The sequence below is a fragment of the Heliomicrobium gestii genome, from assembly GCF_009877435.1.
Classification (GTDB): domain Bacteria; phylum Bacillota; class Desulfitobacteriia; order Heliobacteriales; family Heliobacteriaceae; genus Heliomicrobium; species Heliomicrobium gestii.
Map to the genome: position 1 here is coordinate 73,250 of NZ_WXEX01000011.1, position 15,397 is coordinate 88,646.

13 protein-coding genes are annotated in these 15,397 nt (G+C 60.3%); all 13 read right to left on the bottom strand.

The features are described 5' to 3' along the window. Nucleotides 1-13: 13 nt before the first annotated feature. On the bottom strand, nucleotides 14-1,159 hold the full coding sequence (murG, locus tag GTO89_RS12905; protein WP_161262498.1) for an undecaprenyldiphospho-muramoylpentapeptide beta-N-acetylglucosaminyltransferase: 1,146 nt from the start codon (nucleotides 1,157-1,159) through the stop codon (nucleotides 14-16). Nucleotides 1,160-1,173: 14 nt separating this feature from the next. Then, nucleotides 1,174-2,271 carry a putative lipid II flippase FtsW gene (gene ftsW, locus GTO89_RS12910; RefSeq protein WP_161262499.1) on the bottom strand — a complete coding sequence of 366 codons (1,098 nt, stop codon included), beginning with the start codon at nucleotides 2,269-2,271 and terminating at the stop codon, nucleotides 1,174-1,176. Between the two features lie 22 nt (nucleotides 2,272-2,293). Beyond that, nucleotides 2,294-3,694 carry a UDP-N-acetylmuramoyl-L-alanine--D-glutamate ligase gene (gene murD / locus GTO89_RS12915; RefSeq protein ID WP_161262500.1) on the bottom strand — a complete coding sequence of 467 codons (1,401 nt, stop codon included), beginning with the start codon at nucleotides 3,692-3,694 and terminating at the stop codon, nucleotides 2,294-2,296. 50 nt (nucleotides 3,695-3,744) lie between these two features. Then, entirely contained in the window at nucleotides 3,745-4,710 is a 966-nt protein-coding gene (gene mraY, locus GTO89_RS12920; protein ID WP_161262501.1) for a phospho-N-acetylmuramoyl-pentapeptide-transferase, read from the bottom strand. A gap of 14 nt (nucleotides 4,711-4,724) precedes the next feature. Beyond that, nucleotides 4,725-6,215 (bottom strand): UDP-N-acetylmuramoyl-tripeptide--D-alanyl-D-alanine ligase, encoded by a 1,491-nt coding sequence (locus tag GTO89_RS12925; RefSeq protein ID WP_161262502.1) that lies wholly within the window; start codon nucleotides 6,213-6,215, stop codon nucleotides 4,725-4,727. Then, nucleotides 6,202-7,803, bottom strand: a complete 1,602-nt coding sequence (locus tag GTO89_RS12930; protein ID WP_161262503.1) for a UDP-N-acetylmuramoyl-L-alanyl-D-glutamate--2,6-diaminopimelate ligase — start codon at nucleotides 7,801-7,803, stop codon at nucleotides 6,202-6,204. The genes GTO89_RS12925 and GTO89_RS12930 overlap by 14 nt, the downstream gene beginning before the upstream one ends. A 194-nt stretch (nucleotides 7,804-7,997) precedes the next feature. Then, nucleotides 7,998-10,148 (bottom strand): stage V sporulation protein D, encoded by a 2,151-nt coding sequence (locus GTO89_RS12935; protein ID WP_161262504.1) that lies wholly within the window; start codon nucleotides 10,146-10,148, stop codon nucleotides 7,998-8,000. A 146-nt stretch (nucleotides 10,149-10,294) separates the two neighbouring features. Then, entirely contained in the window at nucleotides 10,295-10,846 is a 552-nt protein-coding gene (locus tag GTO89_RS12940; protein ID WP_161262505.1) for an FtsB/FtsL family cell division protein, read from the bottom strand. Between the two features lie 37 nt (nucleotides 10,847-10,883). Beyond that, complete coding sequence (rsmH, locus tag GTO89_RS12945) at nucleotides 10,884-11,825, bottom strand: 16S rRNA (cytosine(1402)-N(4))-methyltransferase RsmH (RefSeq protein WP_161262506.1); 942 nt, start codon at nucleotides 11,823-11,825, stop codon at nucleotides 10,884-10,886. Between the two features lie 63 nt (nucleotides 11,826-11,888). After that, entirely contained in the window at nucleotides 11,889-12,320 is a 432-nt protein-coding gene (mraZ, locus tag GTO89_RS12950) for a division/cell wall cluster transcriptional repressor MraZ (protein WP_161262507.1), read from the bottom strand. Between the two features lie 179 nt (nucleotides 12,321-12,499). Then, nucleotides 12,500-13,066, bottom strand: coding sequence for a UbiX family flavin prenyltransferase (locus GTO89_RS12955; protein ID WP_161262557.1), 567 nt, complete (start codon nucleotides 13,064-13,066; stop codon nucleotides 12,500-12,502). Nucleotides 13,067-13,122: 56 nt separating this feature from the next. Next, on the bottom strand, nucleotides 13,123-14,142 hold the full coding sequence (locus GTO89_RS12960) for a ThiF family adenylyltransferase (protein ID WP_161262508.1): 1,020 nt from the start codon (nucleotides 14,140-14,142) through the stop codon (nucleotides 13,123-13,125). Nucleotide 14,143: 1 nt separating this feature from the next. Then, nucleotides 14,144-15,283 (bottom strand): M28 family peptidase, encoded by a 1,140-nt coding sequence (locus GTO89_RS12965; RefSeq protein WP_161262509.1) that lies wholly within the window; start codon nucleotides 15,281-15,283, stop codon nucleotides 14,144-14,146. Nucleotides 15,284-15,397 lie beyond the last annotated feature (114 nt).

Below are 15,397 nucleotides of genomic sequence, written 5' to 3' on the forward strand. Positions count from 1 at the left end.
AAAGAAGTCCCGGCTACATCCGGGACATCACCACCCGTGAGACTTCATCGACGATCATCGCCAATGCCTCCGGCCTTCCGGCGCCTCTGGCCGCCTCGGCCATGGCCGCCAACTGTGCCGGTTGTTCCATCAGTTCCTGAATCGTATCGTGTAAGCGCTGTCCGTCGAGTTCGCGATCGACGATCACGCGCGCCGCCCCCGCCGCAGCCAGGCTGCGGGCATTGGCCTCCTGGTGGTTTTCCGCCGCATAGGGATAGGGAATCAGGATCGACGGCAACCCCCGAACGGTCACCTCGGAGATGAAAGCGGCGCCGGCGCGGCCGACGCAAAGGTCACAGGCAGCCAAACCATAGTCCATGCGATCCAGGTATGGCATTACTCTAATGTTGCCACATTTATCCATGTTTATTCCGCTGGCCTCAAGTTGGGCCAATGTCTCCTGATAGTTCACCTCTCCGGTGACATGAAGGATATGAAGCCGTTCATCGCCGGCCCACCGGCGGGACAGAGAGACCATCGCTTCATTTAACCGTTTGGCGCCCCGGCTCCCGCCGACAGCAAGCAAAACCTGCGCCGACTCGGGCAATCCAAAAAAGCGGCGACCTTCGTCTCGCTTGGCCGCGACGATGGCCGGCCGAATCGGCAGTCCAGTGACGACGGTTTTTTTCGCCTTCAGCCGTTGTTCCGCCTCCGGAAAGGTCAACATGACCGAGGCGACCCGAGGCGCCAGCAACCGATTGGTCACGCCGGGAAAAGCGTTTTGTTCATGGATCAGCGCCGGAATCCCCAGCAAGGTCGCGGCCATCACCACCGGAAAGGCGACGAAACCGCCGGTGCCGATGACAGCATCCGCCTTGATGCGACGGAGAAACCACAAAGACTCGGCAAGCCCCCTCGCTGTATCACCGAGAGCGGCGAGATTCTGCCAGCTTACACTGCGTTCCAAACCGCGGCAGTGGACTGTCGTCAGGGGGATTCCCTCCCGGGGGACGATGGTGTTCTCGAGCCCCCGTTTTCCACCCACATAATGAATGGTCGAACCGGGGAACCGTTCCGCTAGTCCCCGGGCAATGGCCAGTGCGGGATAGATATGCCCGCCCGTCCCCCCGCCGGTGAGGACAAAAACTCTTTTTTTTCGATGAATCGCCTGTTGTTTCATGTTTGCCACCGCCGCTATCGACTAAAGCGTGAGACGCTGAGCAGGAGTCCGATGCCGCTCAAGGTGAAGACGAGAGACGAACCGCCATAGGAGATGAAGGGCAGTGTGATCCCCGTGACCGGCAGAATCCCGCTGACAACGCCCATGTTGATGATCGCCTGCATGCCCACCTGCACCGTCAATCCTAAGGCCAGCAGGCTGCCAAAGGCGTCCGGGCAGGATACGGCGACGCGAATCCCCCGCCAGATGAGCAGAAAGAAGAGCAGAATGACGCAGACAGCGCCGATCCAACCCAGTTCTTCGCCAAGGATGGCGAAAATAAAGTCCGTATGTTGTTCTGGCAAATAGAAATACTTCTGCTTGCTCTGCCCGATACCGGCGCCGAAGATCCCGCCTGATCCGAGGGCGAACAACGACTGAAGGGTATGAAAACCCGTATCCAAGGGATCCGCCCAGGGGTCGATAAACCCGGTGATGCGTCGCATTCGATAGGGTTCCAGGATGGCTGCGGCGAGGATGCCCACAATCCCGATGACGCCCAGCCCGATCATATGTTGTTTCTTGGCGCCACCCACATAAAGCATCAAATAAATGGTGGCGCAGATGGCGATCGCCGTTCCCAAATCGCGCTGTTTCAGCAGCAGCGCGACAAGCACGCCGATCAACAGCAGATAGGGGCCAAGCCCCTTTTTTAGATCCTCCAGTTTGTGGGGATCGCGAGAGATGTTATAGGCCAAGTAAATGACGACAGCCAACTTCGCCAGTTCGGAAGGTTGAAAAGACGCCGGCCCGAGGTTCAGCCAGCGCGTCGCCCCCAGGACATTCTTTCCCAATCCGGGTATGAACAGCGCTGCCGAAAGAGCGAGGCTAAAGTAAAGGAACTGCTTGTTGTAACGGCCAAGCTTTCGGTAATCAATGCGCGCCACCACCAGCATCACCACGACCCCGGCGATGGCCCAAAGGATTTGTCGCTGGAAGAAGTAAAAGGGATTGTCGTTGGCATAGGCGGCGCGAACAGAACTGGCGCTCAACACCATGACCATGCCGAATGTGAGCAGGAGAATCACGGCCAAAAAGATGGCGAAATCAGGAGCCCTCGGTTTTAGACGCATGCCTTCTCCTCCCCTTCAGGCCTCACCGGGACTGCTGGCGGCCTGCCTTTGTCTCCATTTGCCGGACCAGGTCCTTAAATACCTGCCCCCTCACCTCATAATTCGGAAACATATCCAGACTGGCGCAGGCAGGGCTTAAGAGCACCACATCGCCAGGTTCCGCCATCGCAGCGGCTGCCGGCACCGTGTCTGCAAAATCCCTCACCCCTGTTATCCTATCGACGCCTGCCTGCCGAAGCGCCCTTTCCAGGATGGGCGCCGCCTGGCCCACAAGAACGACAGCCTTCACTCGCTGCTTGATGATTTGCGCCAATTCAGCAAAATCGCTGCCCTTGTTTTTTCCGCCGGCGATCAGGATCACGGGCTTGTTGTACGATTCGATGGCCTTAATGGAAGCGTCCGGATTGGTCCCTTTCGAGTCGTTCACATAGTCGACGCCGGCGACTGTGCCGGCAGGCTCCATGCGGTGTTCCACCGGCTGGAAGGCGATCATCGCTTTCGCAGCGACAGCGGGCTCAATGCCGAGACCGACTGTAGCGGCGCAGGCGGCCAAGGCGTTTTCCACGTTGTGGGCGCCTTTGATCTGCAAGTCATCGATGGCGACGACAGACAGATCGCCTTGAGGACCGGCAAAGCGGATCATGCCCTCGTCCACATAAGCGCCTTGCTCCAGCTTTTCACGGCGGCTGAAGAACAGGATTCGCCCCCGGCACTCTTCCGCCAGCGTGCGCACCAGCGGATCATCATAGTTGAGGACGGTGATGTCCCCGTCCCCCCCCTGGTTGCGGAAAATGCGCGCTTTGATGGCGCGATAATTTTCCATGGCGCCGTGACGGTCGAGATGGTCAGGGGTGATGTTCAGGATCAGGGATGCGCGAGGGTGAAACTGATCGGTCGTCTCCAACTGAAAGGAAGAGACTTCGGCCACCACCCAGCGATCACCGGCCAGTTCTTCGACCTCTTCCACGAGCGGTTGTCCGATGTTCCCCCCCACCAGGGGCGCCCATCCCGCTTCCTGAAGGATCGCGCCGACCAGTGACGTCGTCGTCGTTTTTCCATTGGTGCCGGTGACGGCGATAAAGGGCGCCTGTGAGAGGAGATAAGCGATCTCCAGTTCACCGGTGACAGTGACACCCTGCTCTTGCGCTTCCTGCGCCGGCGGTGTGGTCAGAGGGACGCCGGGACTCATGACGACTTCACGGAATCCGTTTTCCCGAATGGAGGGATACCCGCCGCCGTACAGGGTAATGCCGGCTGCTTCGAGTTCCTTCCGGCAGGGCAAGTCTTCCAGCGTTTTTGTATCGCAAAGGGTGACGGAGGCGCCCAAACGGGCCAGCGCGCGGGCGGCGGCGATGCCGCTTTTTCCGGCGCCCACAACCAGGGTTTTGCGTCCGTCCTGCCAGCGGTTATTCACGAGTGTCATCCTTTCGTTGTGGAAGATACATTTGCTGATGTGCAGTTCCAGTCAAACCATTAAAAACGGATCGGCAGGGCAAGCAGGACGCCAAGGAAGGCGGAGATGAGCGAGGCGCCCCAGAAGGTGTACACGACGGTGGTCTCGTGCCAGCCGCCCAACTCGAAGTGGTGGTGCAAGGGGCTCATCCGGAAAATGCGCTTGCCTGTCAGCTTGAAGGACGCCACTTGCAGGATCACGGAAAGCGTTTCGGCGACAAAGACAGCGCCGAGGATGGGAAGGATCAGCTCGGTCCGGGTCAGCAGCGCCAGTGTGGCCACGGCGCCGCCCAACGCCAAGGAACCGGTGTCACCCATAAACATACGGGCAGGATGGTGGTTGAAGAACAGAAATCCGATGCAACCGCCGGCCAAAGCGGCGGAAAAGGCGGCAGTCGCGCCGGACGTCCCCGCCGAGGCGATAACCGTAAAGGCCAGCGCCACCCAAAAGGTCATACCGGCAGCCAAGCCATCGAGACCGTCGGCTAGGTTCACAGCATTCGTGGTTCCCACGATCAGCAGCAGGGCGAGAATGTAGTAAAGCGCCCCGGCGTCCCACCATGCATTGAAGCCCGGTATGTAGAGTGTCGTTCCCCGGTCCGTTCCATGGACAACGCTGTAGATCAAGAGCAATGACAGAACGAGTTGACCGGCAAACTTCTGCCATGCCCGCAAACCCAGGTTGCGTTTTTTTACCACTTTAATATAATCATCCAAAAAGCCGATAAGTCCGAAACCGATCAATCCGAGCAAAAGGACTCCGGACACCGGTGTTAAACCGGTAGTCGAAAGCACAGCCACCGGGACGGCAATCAGAAAGAGAAGGCCCCCCATGGTAGGCGTCCCCGCCTTGTGTTGATGTCCTTTTGGCCCTTCTTCGCGAATGCTCTGACCGAACTTGAGCCGGCGAAGGTAAGGAATCAACCAGGGACCGATCAACAAACCGGCTGCGCCGGCGACAATAAAGGCCCACACCTGTGTCTGCATCGTTCACGTTCTCCTCAGGGGTTTGTCAGCGCTTCGGCAAGGGCTTGAGCCACTCGCTCCAGCCGCATACCTCGAGACGCTTTGATTAAGATAAGATCCTTTTCCTTTACCAATCCCGGCAAGGCCGCCGCTGCTGTTTCCGCATCGGCAAAGCGGTGGATGCGCTCCCTCGCCATGCCCGCTGCCAAAGCGCCCTCGGCGATGTAGGCGCCAAGTTCGCCCACAGCGACCAAGAGACCGGCAGCGAGTTGCGCCGCTCGGCGCCCTACCTGCCGGTGGTGCTCGGGCGCCTCAGCACCCAATTCATACATGTCCCCTAAAACAGCAACCAGCCGGTTCGATCGGGCCAATTCAGCCGCTGTCGTCAGGGCTGCCGTCATCGCGGCGGGATTGGCGTTGTAGGCGTCATTGATCAATGTCATCGCACCGTCAAGGCTTCGCGTCTCCCAACGCAGCGAAGACAGGCGAGCCTGGGCCAAACCGCCGGCGGCAGTATCGGTTGCAACGCCGATCGCCCGCGCCGCGGCCATCGCCAAGAGGGCGTTGGCCACCTGATGCCGTCCCGGCAGCGGCAGGACAAAGTCGAAAGCGCTCTCCCTCTTCCCGGCAGCCAGGCCGGGGATAAACGAACCGATCGCGCCGGTGACGCAAGAACCCTGCTCACCGCGGGATGTCACCTTCGTTGCCCAGATCGCTTGAACCGTGGCTTCAGCATTGACGCCGCCTCGGCGCAGCCCCTCGGCCAAGGCCTCCGCCGATGTGGCCACATAGACAACAGGACAGCGGCACCTCAACGACTCCGCTACGGCGCGGTGGTCTTCCCCATTCACGATCGCCGTCCCCTGCGCAGGAAGCGACCGCAGCAGTTCGCCCTTGGCGCGACTGATGGCCTCTATGCTTCCCAGCAGTTCCATGTGCACAGGTCCGATGTTCGTCAAGACGCCCACAACGGGGCGGGCGATGTCACAAAGGGCGGTGATCTGCCCCTCACCGCGCATCCCCATCTCCACCACCAGCGCCTCATGGCGCTCTTGAACACCGGACAGGGTCAGGGGAAGTCCGATCTCGTTGTTAAAATTGCCGGGACTTTTCATCACATCGAAACGAGCGCCGATGGCAGCCGCCAACAGATCCTTCGTCGACGTTTTGCCCGTCGAGCCCGTAACGGCAATGACAGGAATCGTCAGTTGAGAACGATAGGCGCGAGCACAATCCTGCAGCGCCTGCAGGCCATCCTTGACGACGATCAGCCCCTGTCCCGGCGTAAGCGAGGCGATCCAGTCATCATCGCAGCACCGAACAACGGCGGCGGCGGCCCCGGCCGCCAAAGCCGCCGGCACATAATCATGGCCGTCGACCTTTTCGCCCGGCAGCGCAAAAAAGACATCGCCAGGCGCAACCTGCCGGCTATCGACGACGGCTGAGCCGGAAAGGAGCGCCGCTCCATCCCCAATCAGCCGCCCTCCCATCCATTCGGCCAGGCGAGAAAGATCAGCGCTGATCATACCCCATCCCCCTCAGACACGCATGGGCGATTTGGCGATCATCGAAAGGAATGATCTTCGCTCCCATGATCTGGTACGTTTCATGACCCTTCCCGGCGATCATGACCAAATCACCTTCACGGGCCAGCGACAGCGCCTGGGCGATCGCTGATGACCGGTCCGGCTCGACATGGACGGTAACGCCGGGAGTCCCCTCAATCCCCGGCAGGATATCTTCAATGATGCGGCAGGGATCTTCCGTGCGCGGGTTATCTGAGGTGACCACAACCACATCACTGAGACGGGCCACCACAGCGCCCATTTTGGGCCGTTTCGTCCGGTCCCGGTCGCCGCCGCAGCCAAAGACGGTGATCACTCGCCCTTTTGCCAGCGCCCGGGCCGTAACCAGCACGTTTTCCAGGCCATCAGGCGTGTGAGCATAGTCGACAATGACACTGAAGGGCTGGCCCCGATCGATGCGCTCAAACCGTCCTGCCACACCAGCCACCGAACCGAGGGCGCTGGCGATTGCCGCCGGAGCGATCCCGGCGGCCCATCCGGCGGCAAAAGCGGCCAGAGCGTTGGAAAGGTTGAACCGGCCCGTCAGTTGCAGATTCAGGCGAATCTGCCCGCCGGGATAAAGGACTTCACAGGCGACGCCTTGGGGGCTGACCGACCAGTCACGCGCCTTGATCATAGCGTCGGCGTCAATGCCATAGGTGATCACCGGCGCCGCGCTGGACGCCATGAAAAAACCGGCGTTCGGATCGTCGGCGTTGATGATCGCCCCTTTACCCCCTCCACCCAGGAATGCCTCATGGGAATCTCCCTGTGAGGAAGCAGTTCCGGAAGCAGCAACCCCTCGGATGCTCTTCATGGCCCCGGTGAGCCCGCGAAAGAGGATGCCTTTCGCCTCCCGGTACCGCTCCAGCGTCTCGTGGTAATCGAGATGGTCCTGGGTCAGGTTGGTGAACAGGGCCAGATCATAGTCAACGCCCAGCACCCGCTGTTGATCGAGCGCATGGGACGATACCTCCATGATGACGGCGTCAGCACCCTCGGCGGCCATCTCGGCCAGCAAAGCCTGCAAGTCGAGCGATTCGGGCGTCGTCCGTTGGGCCGGCCAGGTTTTTTCGCCCAAATGGTTGCCATTGGTGCCGATCAGGCCGACACGACGCCCCTGAGCGGTTAGAATCGCCTCGACGAGATGGGTCGTCGTCGTCTTGCCGTTCGTTCCGGTCACGCCGACCATGAGCATTCGACCTGCGGGATTGCCATAAAAAGCTCGGGCGGCCAGGGCCAAACTCTTTCGCGTCGAGGGCACGCGAATCTGGGGGACAGGAGCGTCCACATAGCGCTCCACCACCAGCGCCGCAGCGCCGCGCGCCACAGCGTCGGCAGCGAAACGATGACCGTCCGTTTTTTGACCAGGCACACAAAAAAAGAGAAAGCCCGGCTGTACCCGCCGGGAATCATAGGCGAGCCCCGAGATTTCTTGTCGAAAAAGCCTATCGTCGCCCGCCGCGCCGGCTACCGGCGCGACGGCTGTATTCCCAGAAGAGCCGCAATCGTATACCTCAATATCTGCAAAGATCTCTTTCAGTTCCAAGGGGGCTCCCCTCCTTTACCCATCGGTGTCACCTGCCGGACCTTCTCGCCACCGGTGAATGGCAATCGCCAAAGATAAAACCAGCGGCAACCGATGGAAAATTACGGTTGTTATTAACAATCATTACCGTTAAGCTTTGTTTTCATCCGCACCGTCCGACCGCACCGCCGGCACTGCCTCGGGCAAGGGTTCCATTAGGGACCGCTTTCATCAACCGGCGCAAATTCAACGCGCACAACGGTGCCCACCGGGATCTTGCGCCCTGCCTTGACACTCTGCGTCTTGGCCAGCCCGCTGCCGACAGGCTCGAAGGAGAGTCCTGCTTTGGCCAACAAGTCGCCGGCCTGTTTAATCCCCTTGCCCGTCACATCGGGACAGACCACTTCTTCCCCCGGCGCCGCCCGGGCCGTTTTGTCGTCTTCACCGAGATAGAGGATGACTGCCGTCTGGGGCGCCACCTTTTCGCCGGGACGGGGAGACTGATTGACGACACGGCCGCCGAATCCTTCCGTCGCCACACTCAGACCGACACGCATGACCCGCTGTTCCGCTTCGTCCTCACTAAGGCCGGTGACCTGCGGGACGGCGATTTCCTTCAAACCGTCGGCTGCAACCGCTGGAAGCTCAGAGGGGAGAACCTGGGGTTGAATCCCCAGATGGCGCATCACATCGGTCACAACAGCCTTGAAGATCGGCGCCGCCACGAGACCGCCGAAATGGGGCTCTCCCTGGGGCGCGTCAACGACAACGAGACAGGCGATGGCCGGATCGTTCGCAGGCGCGATGCCGACGAAAGAAGCCACATACTCCCCTTCCATATAACCGCCGCCCGGTTTGATCTTCTGGGCCGTTCCCGTTTTGCCGCCCACCCGTTGGCCTTCGATATAGGCGTTGGCGCCGGTGCCCTTGGATACGACCTTCTCCAGGATCAGGTTGACCTTTTCCGCTGTCTCCTTTGAGACGACCTGGCGGACAACCTCTGGTTCAAAGGTCTTGAGCACAGAACCCTGGGCGTCAAGAACTTTTTCCACCAGTTGCGGCTTCATCAGCTTCCCGCCGTTGGCCACCGCCGACACGGCCGTGATCAGTTGGATCGGGGTCACCGCGTTGGCCTGGCCGATGGACATGGTCGCCAAATCGATCGGTTTGGCTGTCTTCTCGGGCACCAAAATGCCGGACGCTTCCCCGTTCAGCGTAATTCCCGTCGGTTGGCCGAAACCGAATGCTTTGAGGTAGTTATAGAACTTGGGTAGGCCAAGATTCATGCCGATCTGGATAAAGCCAGGGTTACAGGAGTTCTGCACCACCTCGGTAAAGGACTGGGCGCCGTGACCGCCGTCTTTCCAGCAAGCGACCTTGCGATCGCCGACGATGGCGTAACCGGGGTCAAAAAAACGGTCCGACTCTTTGACCGCTCCCTCTTCCAAGGCGGCGCTGGCCGTGACGATTTTAAACGTAGAACCCGGTTCATAGACGTCGCTGATCGCCCGGCTGCGGCGAGTAGCGTCAGTCGATTTGGCGCGGTCGTTCGGGTCATAGGTGGGTCGATTGGACATGCCCAGAATCCGGCCGGTCTTCACATCCATCACGATGATGGTGGCGCCTTTCGGCTTCCGTTCTCGTTCCAACTTATCCAGTTCCCGTTCCACAATGTACTGGATCGTCTCATCGATCGTCAGCACGAGGCTATGCCCGTCAACAGGACGGATGAAGGCGTGCTCCGCCTGCGGCATTTCGCGGTTGCGAGCGTCATACTCGGCGATCAGCTTGCCCGGCAACCCTCGCAGTTCTTCGTCGAAACGCAGTTCCAGCCCTTCGAGGCCCCTTGCGTCCGTATCGGTGATCCCCAGGATGTGGGAGGCCAGCTTGCCCTTTTCATAATAACGCTTGCTTTCCGGGATATAGTCGATACCGGACAGCTTCACCGTCGAATTGCGCAATTGGTCGATTTTTTCGGGCTCCACTTTCCGTTTGACCCAGACAAAACCGACATTGGGCTGCGTGATCAGTTTGAAGACCTTCTCTTCGTCCATCTCAAGGACGCGAGCCAGTTCATGGGCGATTTCCCGTTCCCGAGTGGTCGCACGCACTTCTTGCGGGTTGGCGACGACAGAATCGACACTTACCGACACGGCAAGGGAATTCATGTTGCGGTCATAGATGGTTCCCCGCTTCGCTTCCACCGGCAGATCACGAAGGCGAACCTCCTCCGCCTTGGCAGAGTAAAATGCGCCGTTCACGACCTGCACCCAGAAGAGGCGCAGGATCAGGATGCCGACCAGTACGGTGATCAGTAAAAAAACCTGGGTTGTCCGTTTGCGCACCTGTACCGGTGTGGCGAACACGTTATCCTCCCCTTATTACCCAAAAAAGCCAAAACCTCCCAGGTCAATCCCGGGAGGAACTGCCTGGACACACGGGCCCGACCGTCCACGCCTACCATTATAGGATCAATTTCTCATCATGAGCAAGAGGCTTCCGCCCCCTAGAACTAGAGCATGCCAAAGGTGATGCGGTGAAAAAGACGGGTTACGGCGGCGACAAAGGGATTATCGCCCACAGGCGCCTCTTCTGCTTCCTTGACGGCTGCCTGCGCTCTTTCCTCTCCGGATTTTTGTGCCCCCTGATGGGTCCCATCCACTGCCGGAGAGGCGCCGGTTTTGGCTGTCCCATTGACCGCCGAGATGGCAAGCACCTTGTCATAAGTCGGCGCCTGCATTCCCAGTTTCGTAACGGCCATCGTTTCCACGCGCTCCAGCGACTTGAGCCGGTTCACATCGACGCGCAAGCGGTCAAGAGCGTTTTTCTCCTTGGTTAAATCGTCACGCAGTTGGTTCACTGTTTTCGCTTGTACCGCCACGGCGGCATATTGAGAAACCACGGCAAGCGCGCAGGTCATCAACAACAGCGCAGCGGTGACAACCTGCCGCTTGTTTTTTCCGCTGACCTTTACCTTCGGGACGACTTTCGGCTCTACAGGCGGAGGCGATGCCGGCCGTACATCCTCGAAATGGTCGAGCACACGGGCGGTGGCTTGTTTCAAACCTATGCTACCTCCTCGTCCACTAGAACAACCCTCGTTATCCTACCTTCTCGGCTGCCCTCAGCTTCGCACTCTGGGCGCGGGGATTGGCCTCCATCTCCTCGTCGGAGCCAACCAGCGGTTTTCGGGTGATGATCTTCACCTTCGGCTGGTTTCCGCAAACGCAAACGGGGAAGTCTGGCGGACAAAGGCAACCTCTCGCCTGTTCCGCAAAAAAGTTCTTGACCATGCGGTCTTCCAGGGAATGAAAGCTGATTACGACTAAACGGCCGCCCGGCGCGAGGGCGCCCAAGGCCGCCGGCAGCGCCTCTTCGAGGGCCCCCAACTCATCGTTGACGGCGATGCGCAAGGCCTGAAAGGTGCGCTTCGCCGGGTGTCCTCCTTCCTGGCGCGCACCCGCCGGGATGGCGGCGCGAATGATATCGACCAGCTCGCCTGTCCGCTCCAGGAGTTTTTCCGCCCGGCGATTGGCGATAAACTGGGCGATCCGTTTTGCCCACCGCTCTTCACCGTAGTCGCGGAGGATGCGGGCGATCTCCCCTTCCGGCGCTTCATTAAGCAGCTTCGCCGCTGTCAAGGCGCTCTCGGGGTTCATTCGCATGTCAAGGGGAGCATCTGTCCGGTACGTGAACCCTCGCTCTGCCTCATCCAGTTGATGGGATGAGACACCGATGTCCAGCAAAATGCCATCGATCTTCCCTGTCAGTCCCAGTTCATCGGCAACGGCGCCGACACGGCGAAAGTTAGACCGCACCAGTGTCACCTGATCGCCAAAAGGGGCCAGATTGCGTCCGGCCGCCGCCAGGGCTGCCGGATCCTGATCAAGTCCGATCAACCTCCCTCGCCCCGCCATTTTCGCCAAGATCGCCGCGCTGTGGCCGCCGCCGCCTACCGTTCCGTCGAGGTAGATTCCCTCGGAACGGGGCTGCAGCACCTCCAGCACCTGATGCAATAACACGGGGATGTGATGAAAAACCATCAAGGTGAACCTCCGTCCAGTGATCGGCGACCCGTCGCCGAAAGCCGGACCGGCCCGGTCAACCTACAGGTCAAAATCGATCAGTTTTTCGGCCACTTCTTCATAGGATGGCGCCGCTTGTTCGTTATAGGCTTTCCAACGCTCCTGACTCCAGATCTCCACGCGAGCGCCGGCGCCGATGATGACGACGTCCTTTTCGAGCCCGGCATGTTCGCGCAGGTGCGCGGGAACCAGTATTCTGCCCTGTTTGTCCACTTCACATTCACCGGCGCCGGAAAAAAAGAAACGTTGAAAGGCCCGGGCATCGGATCTCGTGAAAGGCAGCGCTTTCAGCTTTTCTTCCAATTGTTTCCATTCGTCCTTGGGGTATACAAACAAACAGCCATCAAGCCCCTTGGTGGCCACAAAGGCCTCGCCCAGGGACTCCCGCAAGCGGGCCGGCACAAACAACCGGCCTTTCGGATCGATAGCGTGCTGGTATTCCCCCATGAACATAGGTCTGTTCCACCACTTTAAACCACTTTTCTACCACTTCACACCACTCCATTCCACACATCGCCCGGTTTTCCTGCCGGGATTGAGGAAAAAACTAGCTTTAAACCAAAAGAAAGGACCCCGGTCCTGTGCCGGAGTCCTCTGGTCCTACTCGCGATTTGATTTGTTTTTCCCAGGGATCAATCGCTCTCTCCCCATCGCCGAAACAGTTGGTGGGCGATGCCGGCCTGATCGAAGACCTTTCCCACCACAAAATCGACCAGTTCGTTCATCGTCGTGGGCCGGTGGTAGAAGGCCGGCATGGCCGGCACGATCCGCGCCCCCGCCTGAGCCAACCGCCGCAGGTTCTCCAAATGGATCAGGTGAAGCGGTGTCTCGCGCGGCACGACGATCAAGGGCCGCCCCTCTTTTAAGGTCACATCGGCGGCCCGCGTCAGCAGGTTGTCAGCGAGGCCAAGGGCCATGGCGGCCACCGTATGCATCGAGCAGGGGATGACGATCATGCCTGCCGCCGGAAAGGAGCCTGAGGCGATCGATGCGCCCACATCGCCCACGTCATGGAGGCGACACCCTTCGGCAACCTCGGTGAGGGATTTTCCCGTCTCCTCCCGGAGGACGCGCTCACCGGCCTCGGAAACGACAAGATGCGGGTGCATCCCCAACTCGCCCATCGCCTCGATCAGCCGCAAGGCATAAATGGAACCGCTCGCTCCTGTGATGCCCACTATCCAGTCCAATGCCGCCATTCCCTTCATCATGATGCGTCTTATTCTATCCGCATGATGCGTCTTATTCTATCCGATCAGGCGCCGATCAGGCGCGTGTAGACCGCTTTTGCCTGGACCGGGTCCTGGGTTCCCCGGATCATCGCCCGGCCATCGCGGAAGAGCACCATCTCCCCTTCGGCCGAGGAAAAGCGAAGCAGGTAGGGGGTGATCTCCACCTTCCCCGCTCCGGACAACCGCCCCGCCATCATCTCCAGATCCAATTCGGCCGGCCGAGCCGGCGTGACTTGAACGGCGTTGGCGCCACAGAGGGGGGTCGCCTGCATCTCTTCCCGGCCAGAGAGAAAGGGAAACTCCCTCCGCTGGCAGGCCGGACAGTCGTCGCGGCGCGCCTGGGACAGATCGATCAGGTCATAGCGGTTGTCCCAGAGATCGACGGAAAAAAGTCCACCTGCCAGTTCTTCCGCCCGCCCCGCCAGCACTTTCATCGCCTCGACGGCCTGAAAGGCGGTGATCATCTGGATCGCCGGCGCTAGGATGCCCGCCATGTCACAGGTGGGGACTGATCCGGGCGGCGGCGGTGATGGGATCAGGCAGCGCAGGCAGGGTCCCTGTCCGGGCCGGACGACCATGGCCATCCCGTGGGCCCCCGTCACGCCGCCGTAGATCCAGGGGATGCCTGCCTGGACACAGGCGTCGTTGAGCAGGTAGCGCAGGTCGAAATTGTCGCTGCCATCGAGAACGAGATCCACCCCTTCGAGCAGGCGGGGCAGGTTAGCCCAGTGAATGTCGGCCACGACAGCCTCCACCTCGATCTCGCTGTTGATGGCCTGCAACCTCGCTTTGGCCGCTACCGCTTTCGGGATCATGGCCGTCACATCGGCCTCATCATAGAGAATCTGCCGCTGCAGGTTCGACAGCTCCACAAAATCGCGATCGACCAGGACCAGCTTGCCCACACCGGCCCGGGCGAGGCTGTTGGCCAAGTGGGTTCCCAGGGCGCCCACGCCGGCGATCAGCACCGTCGAATCGTCCAATCGCCGCTGCCCCGCTTCACCGAAAGGGCTGAAGCGAATTTGTTTGATGTAGCGTTCCATTTTATCCGCCCCTTTTCCCTGCCGTCTCGGCCAAGCTGTACATGGCCCGCCAACTCCAATCGGCAATCCGCGCCAGCTTCTCCGGTCGGATCATGGCCACGCCGTCCTGGGGCGTATGGTTCCCCTCGAGCCAACTGGCTGACAGCACAGAGATCGCCGGCACCCCTTTATCGACAAAGGATTGGTGATCGCTGTTGTGGCTGCCGTGATCCTGGGGATAGAGGCGCACCCCGGCATCCTTGGCCGTCTCATCGAGGACGCCCAGCCAGGGAAGGCGGTCGGGGAGCCAACAGATAAAATCACGCTCTTCCCCGTTTCCGACGGTATCCAGGTTGATCAGGCCGATCATATCCTCCAAGGGAATCGTCGGATGTTCCACATAATATTTGGACCCGATCAGACCGCCCTCTTCGCCGGAAAACAGGAAAAAAGCGAGACTGCATTGCGGTGGTGTCTGGATGGCGGCGCAGGCGATCTCCAGCAACACGGCCACCCCGGAGGCGTTGTCGTTGGCGCCGGGGTAGAGCGAACCGTCCCAAAGGCCCAGATGGTCGTAGTGGGCCGACAGGGCCACGACCTGATTGCGCAGGCGAGGATCCCGTCCGGGGATGTAGCCGATCAGGTTGTCCGCCGTTCCCCCGCCTCCTGCCTGTGGCGCAAGCCGCATACGCCCGTTCACATTGATCAAAGAAAACGACGGAACGGGGAAGGTTTGGAAATAGGTTCCCCCTTCCCCTTTTGGCTGGATTCCCCACTTTTCCCACAGTTGGGCCACATACTCGCCGGCCTGCACCGCCCCGCGTCCACCGGCGAGACGCCCCTGCCAATCCGGCTGGGACAGCACCGCCACATGGCTGCGCATCCGCGCCAGGTCGAGCCGCCGTTCGGGCAGCCCTGCAGCCGGCGCAAGGGCAGGCAAGGGCTTTTCGGCATTCAGTTGGCGACTGCCAAACCAGCCTGCCAGACTGGCCGTCACCGCCGCCAGGGCGCCGATGAAGACGCGGCGGCGGCTGATCGACCGGGAGGCCGGGGACGCTGCTTCATCATCGTCCCCCGCATCAGGCCGTTCTGCCTCCTGCCGCTCTCCGCTGCGCCCTGTCAAGTCTTCAAGCCGCTGTTGATCCCTTTTTTCGATCCCCAAAGGGGGGCTGTCCCCCCAGGGGTTGTTTTTTTTACGATTTCCACCAATGGCCACCGGGCATGAACCCGCCTTTCCCCTTCGATGATGGAGGGATTCTCGGTATCATCCAGTTAG

What these genes read in the sequence shown, in the direction of transcription:
- murG (WP_161262498.1), bottom strand. Translation starts at nt 1,159, where the DNA reads ATGAAACAACAGGCGATTCATCGAAAAAAAAGAGTTTTTGTCCTCACC.
- ftsW (WP_161262499.1), bottom strand. Translation starts at nt 2,271, where the DNA reads ATGCGTCTAAAACCGAGGGCTCCTGATTTCGCCATCTTTTTGGCCGTG.
- murD (WP_161262500.1), bottom strand. Translation starts at nt 3,694, where the DNA reads ATGACACTCGTGAATAACCGCTGGCAGGACGGACGCAAAACCCTGGTT.
- mraY (WP_161262501.1), bottom strand. Translation starts at nt 4,710, where the DNA reads ATGCAGACACAGGTGTGGGCCTTTATTGTCGCCGGCGCAGCCGGTTTG.
- GTO89_RS12925 (WP_161262502.1), bottom strand. Translation starts at nt 6,215, where the DNA reads ATGATCAGCGCTGATCTTTCTCGCCTGGCCGAATGGATGGGAGGGCGG.
- rsmH (WP_161262506.1), bottom strand. Translation starts at nt 11,825, where the DNA reads ATGGTTTTTCATCACATCCCCGTGTTATTGCATCAGGTGCTGGAGGTG.
- mraZ (WP_161262507.1), bottom strand. Translation starts at nt 12,320, where the DNA reads ATGTTCATGGGGGAATACCAGCACGCTATCGATCCGAAAGGCCGGTTG.
- GTO89_RS12955 (WP_161262557.1), bottom strand. Translation starts at nt 13,066, where the DNA reads ATGGCGGCATTGGACTGGATAGTGGGCATCACAGGAGCGAGCGGTTCC.
- GTO89_RS12960 (WP_161262508.1), bottom strand. Translation starts at nt 14,142, where the DNA reads ATGGAACGCTACATCAAACAAATTCGCTTCAGCCCTTTCGGTGAAGCG.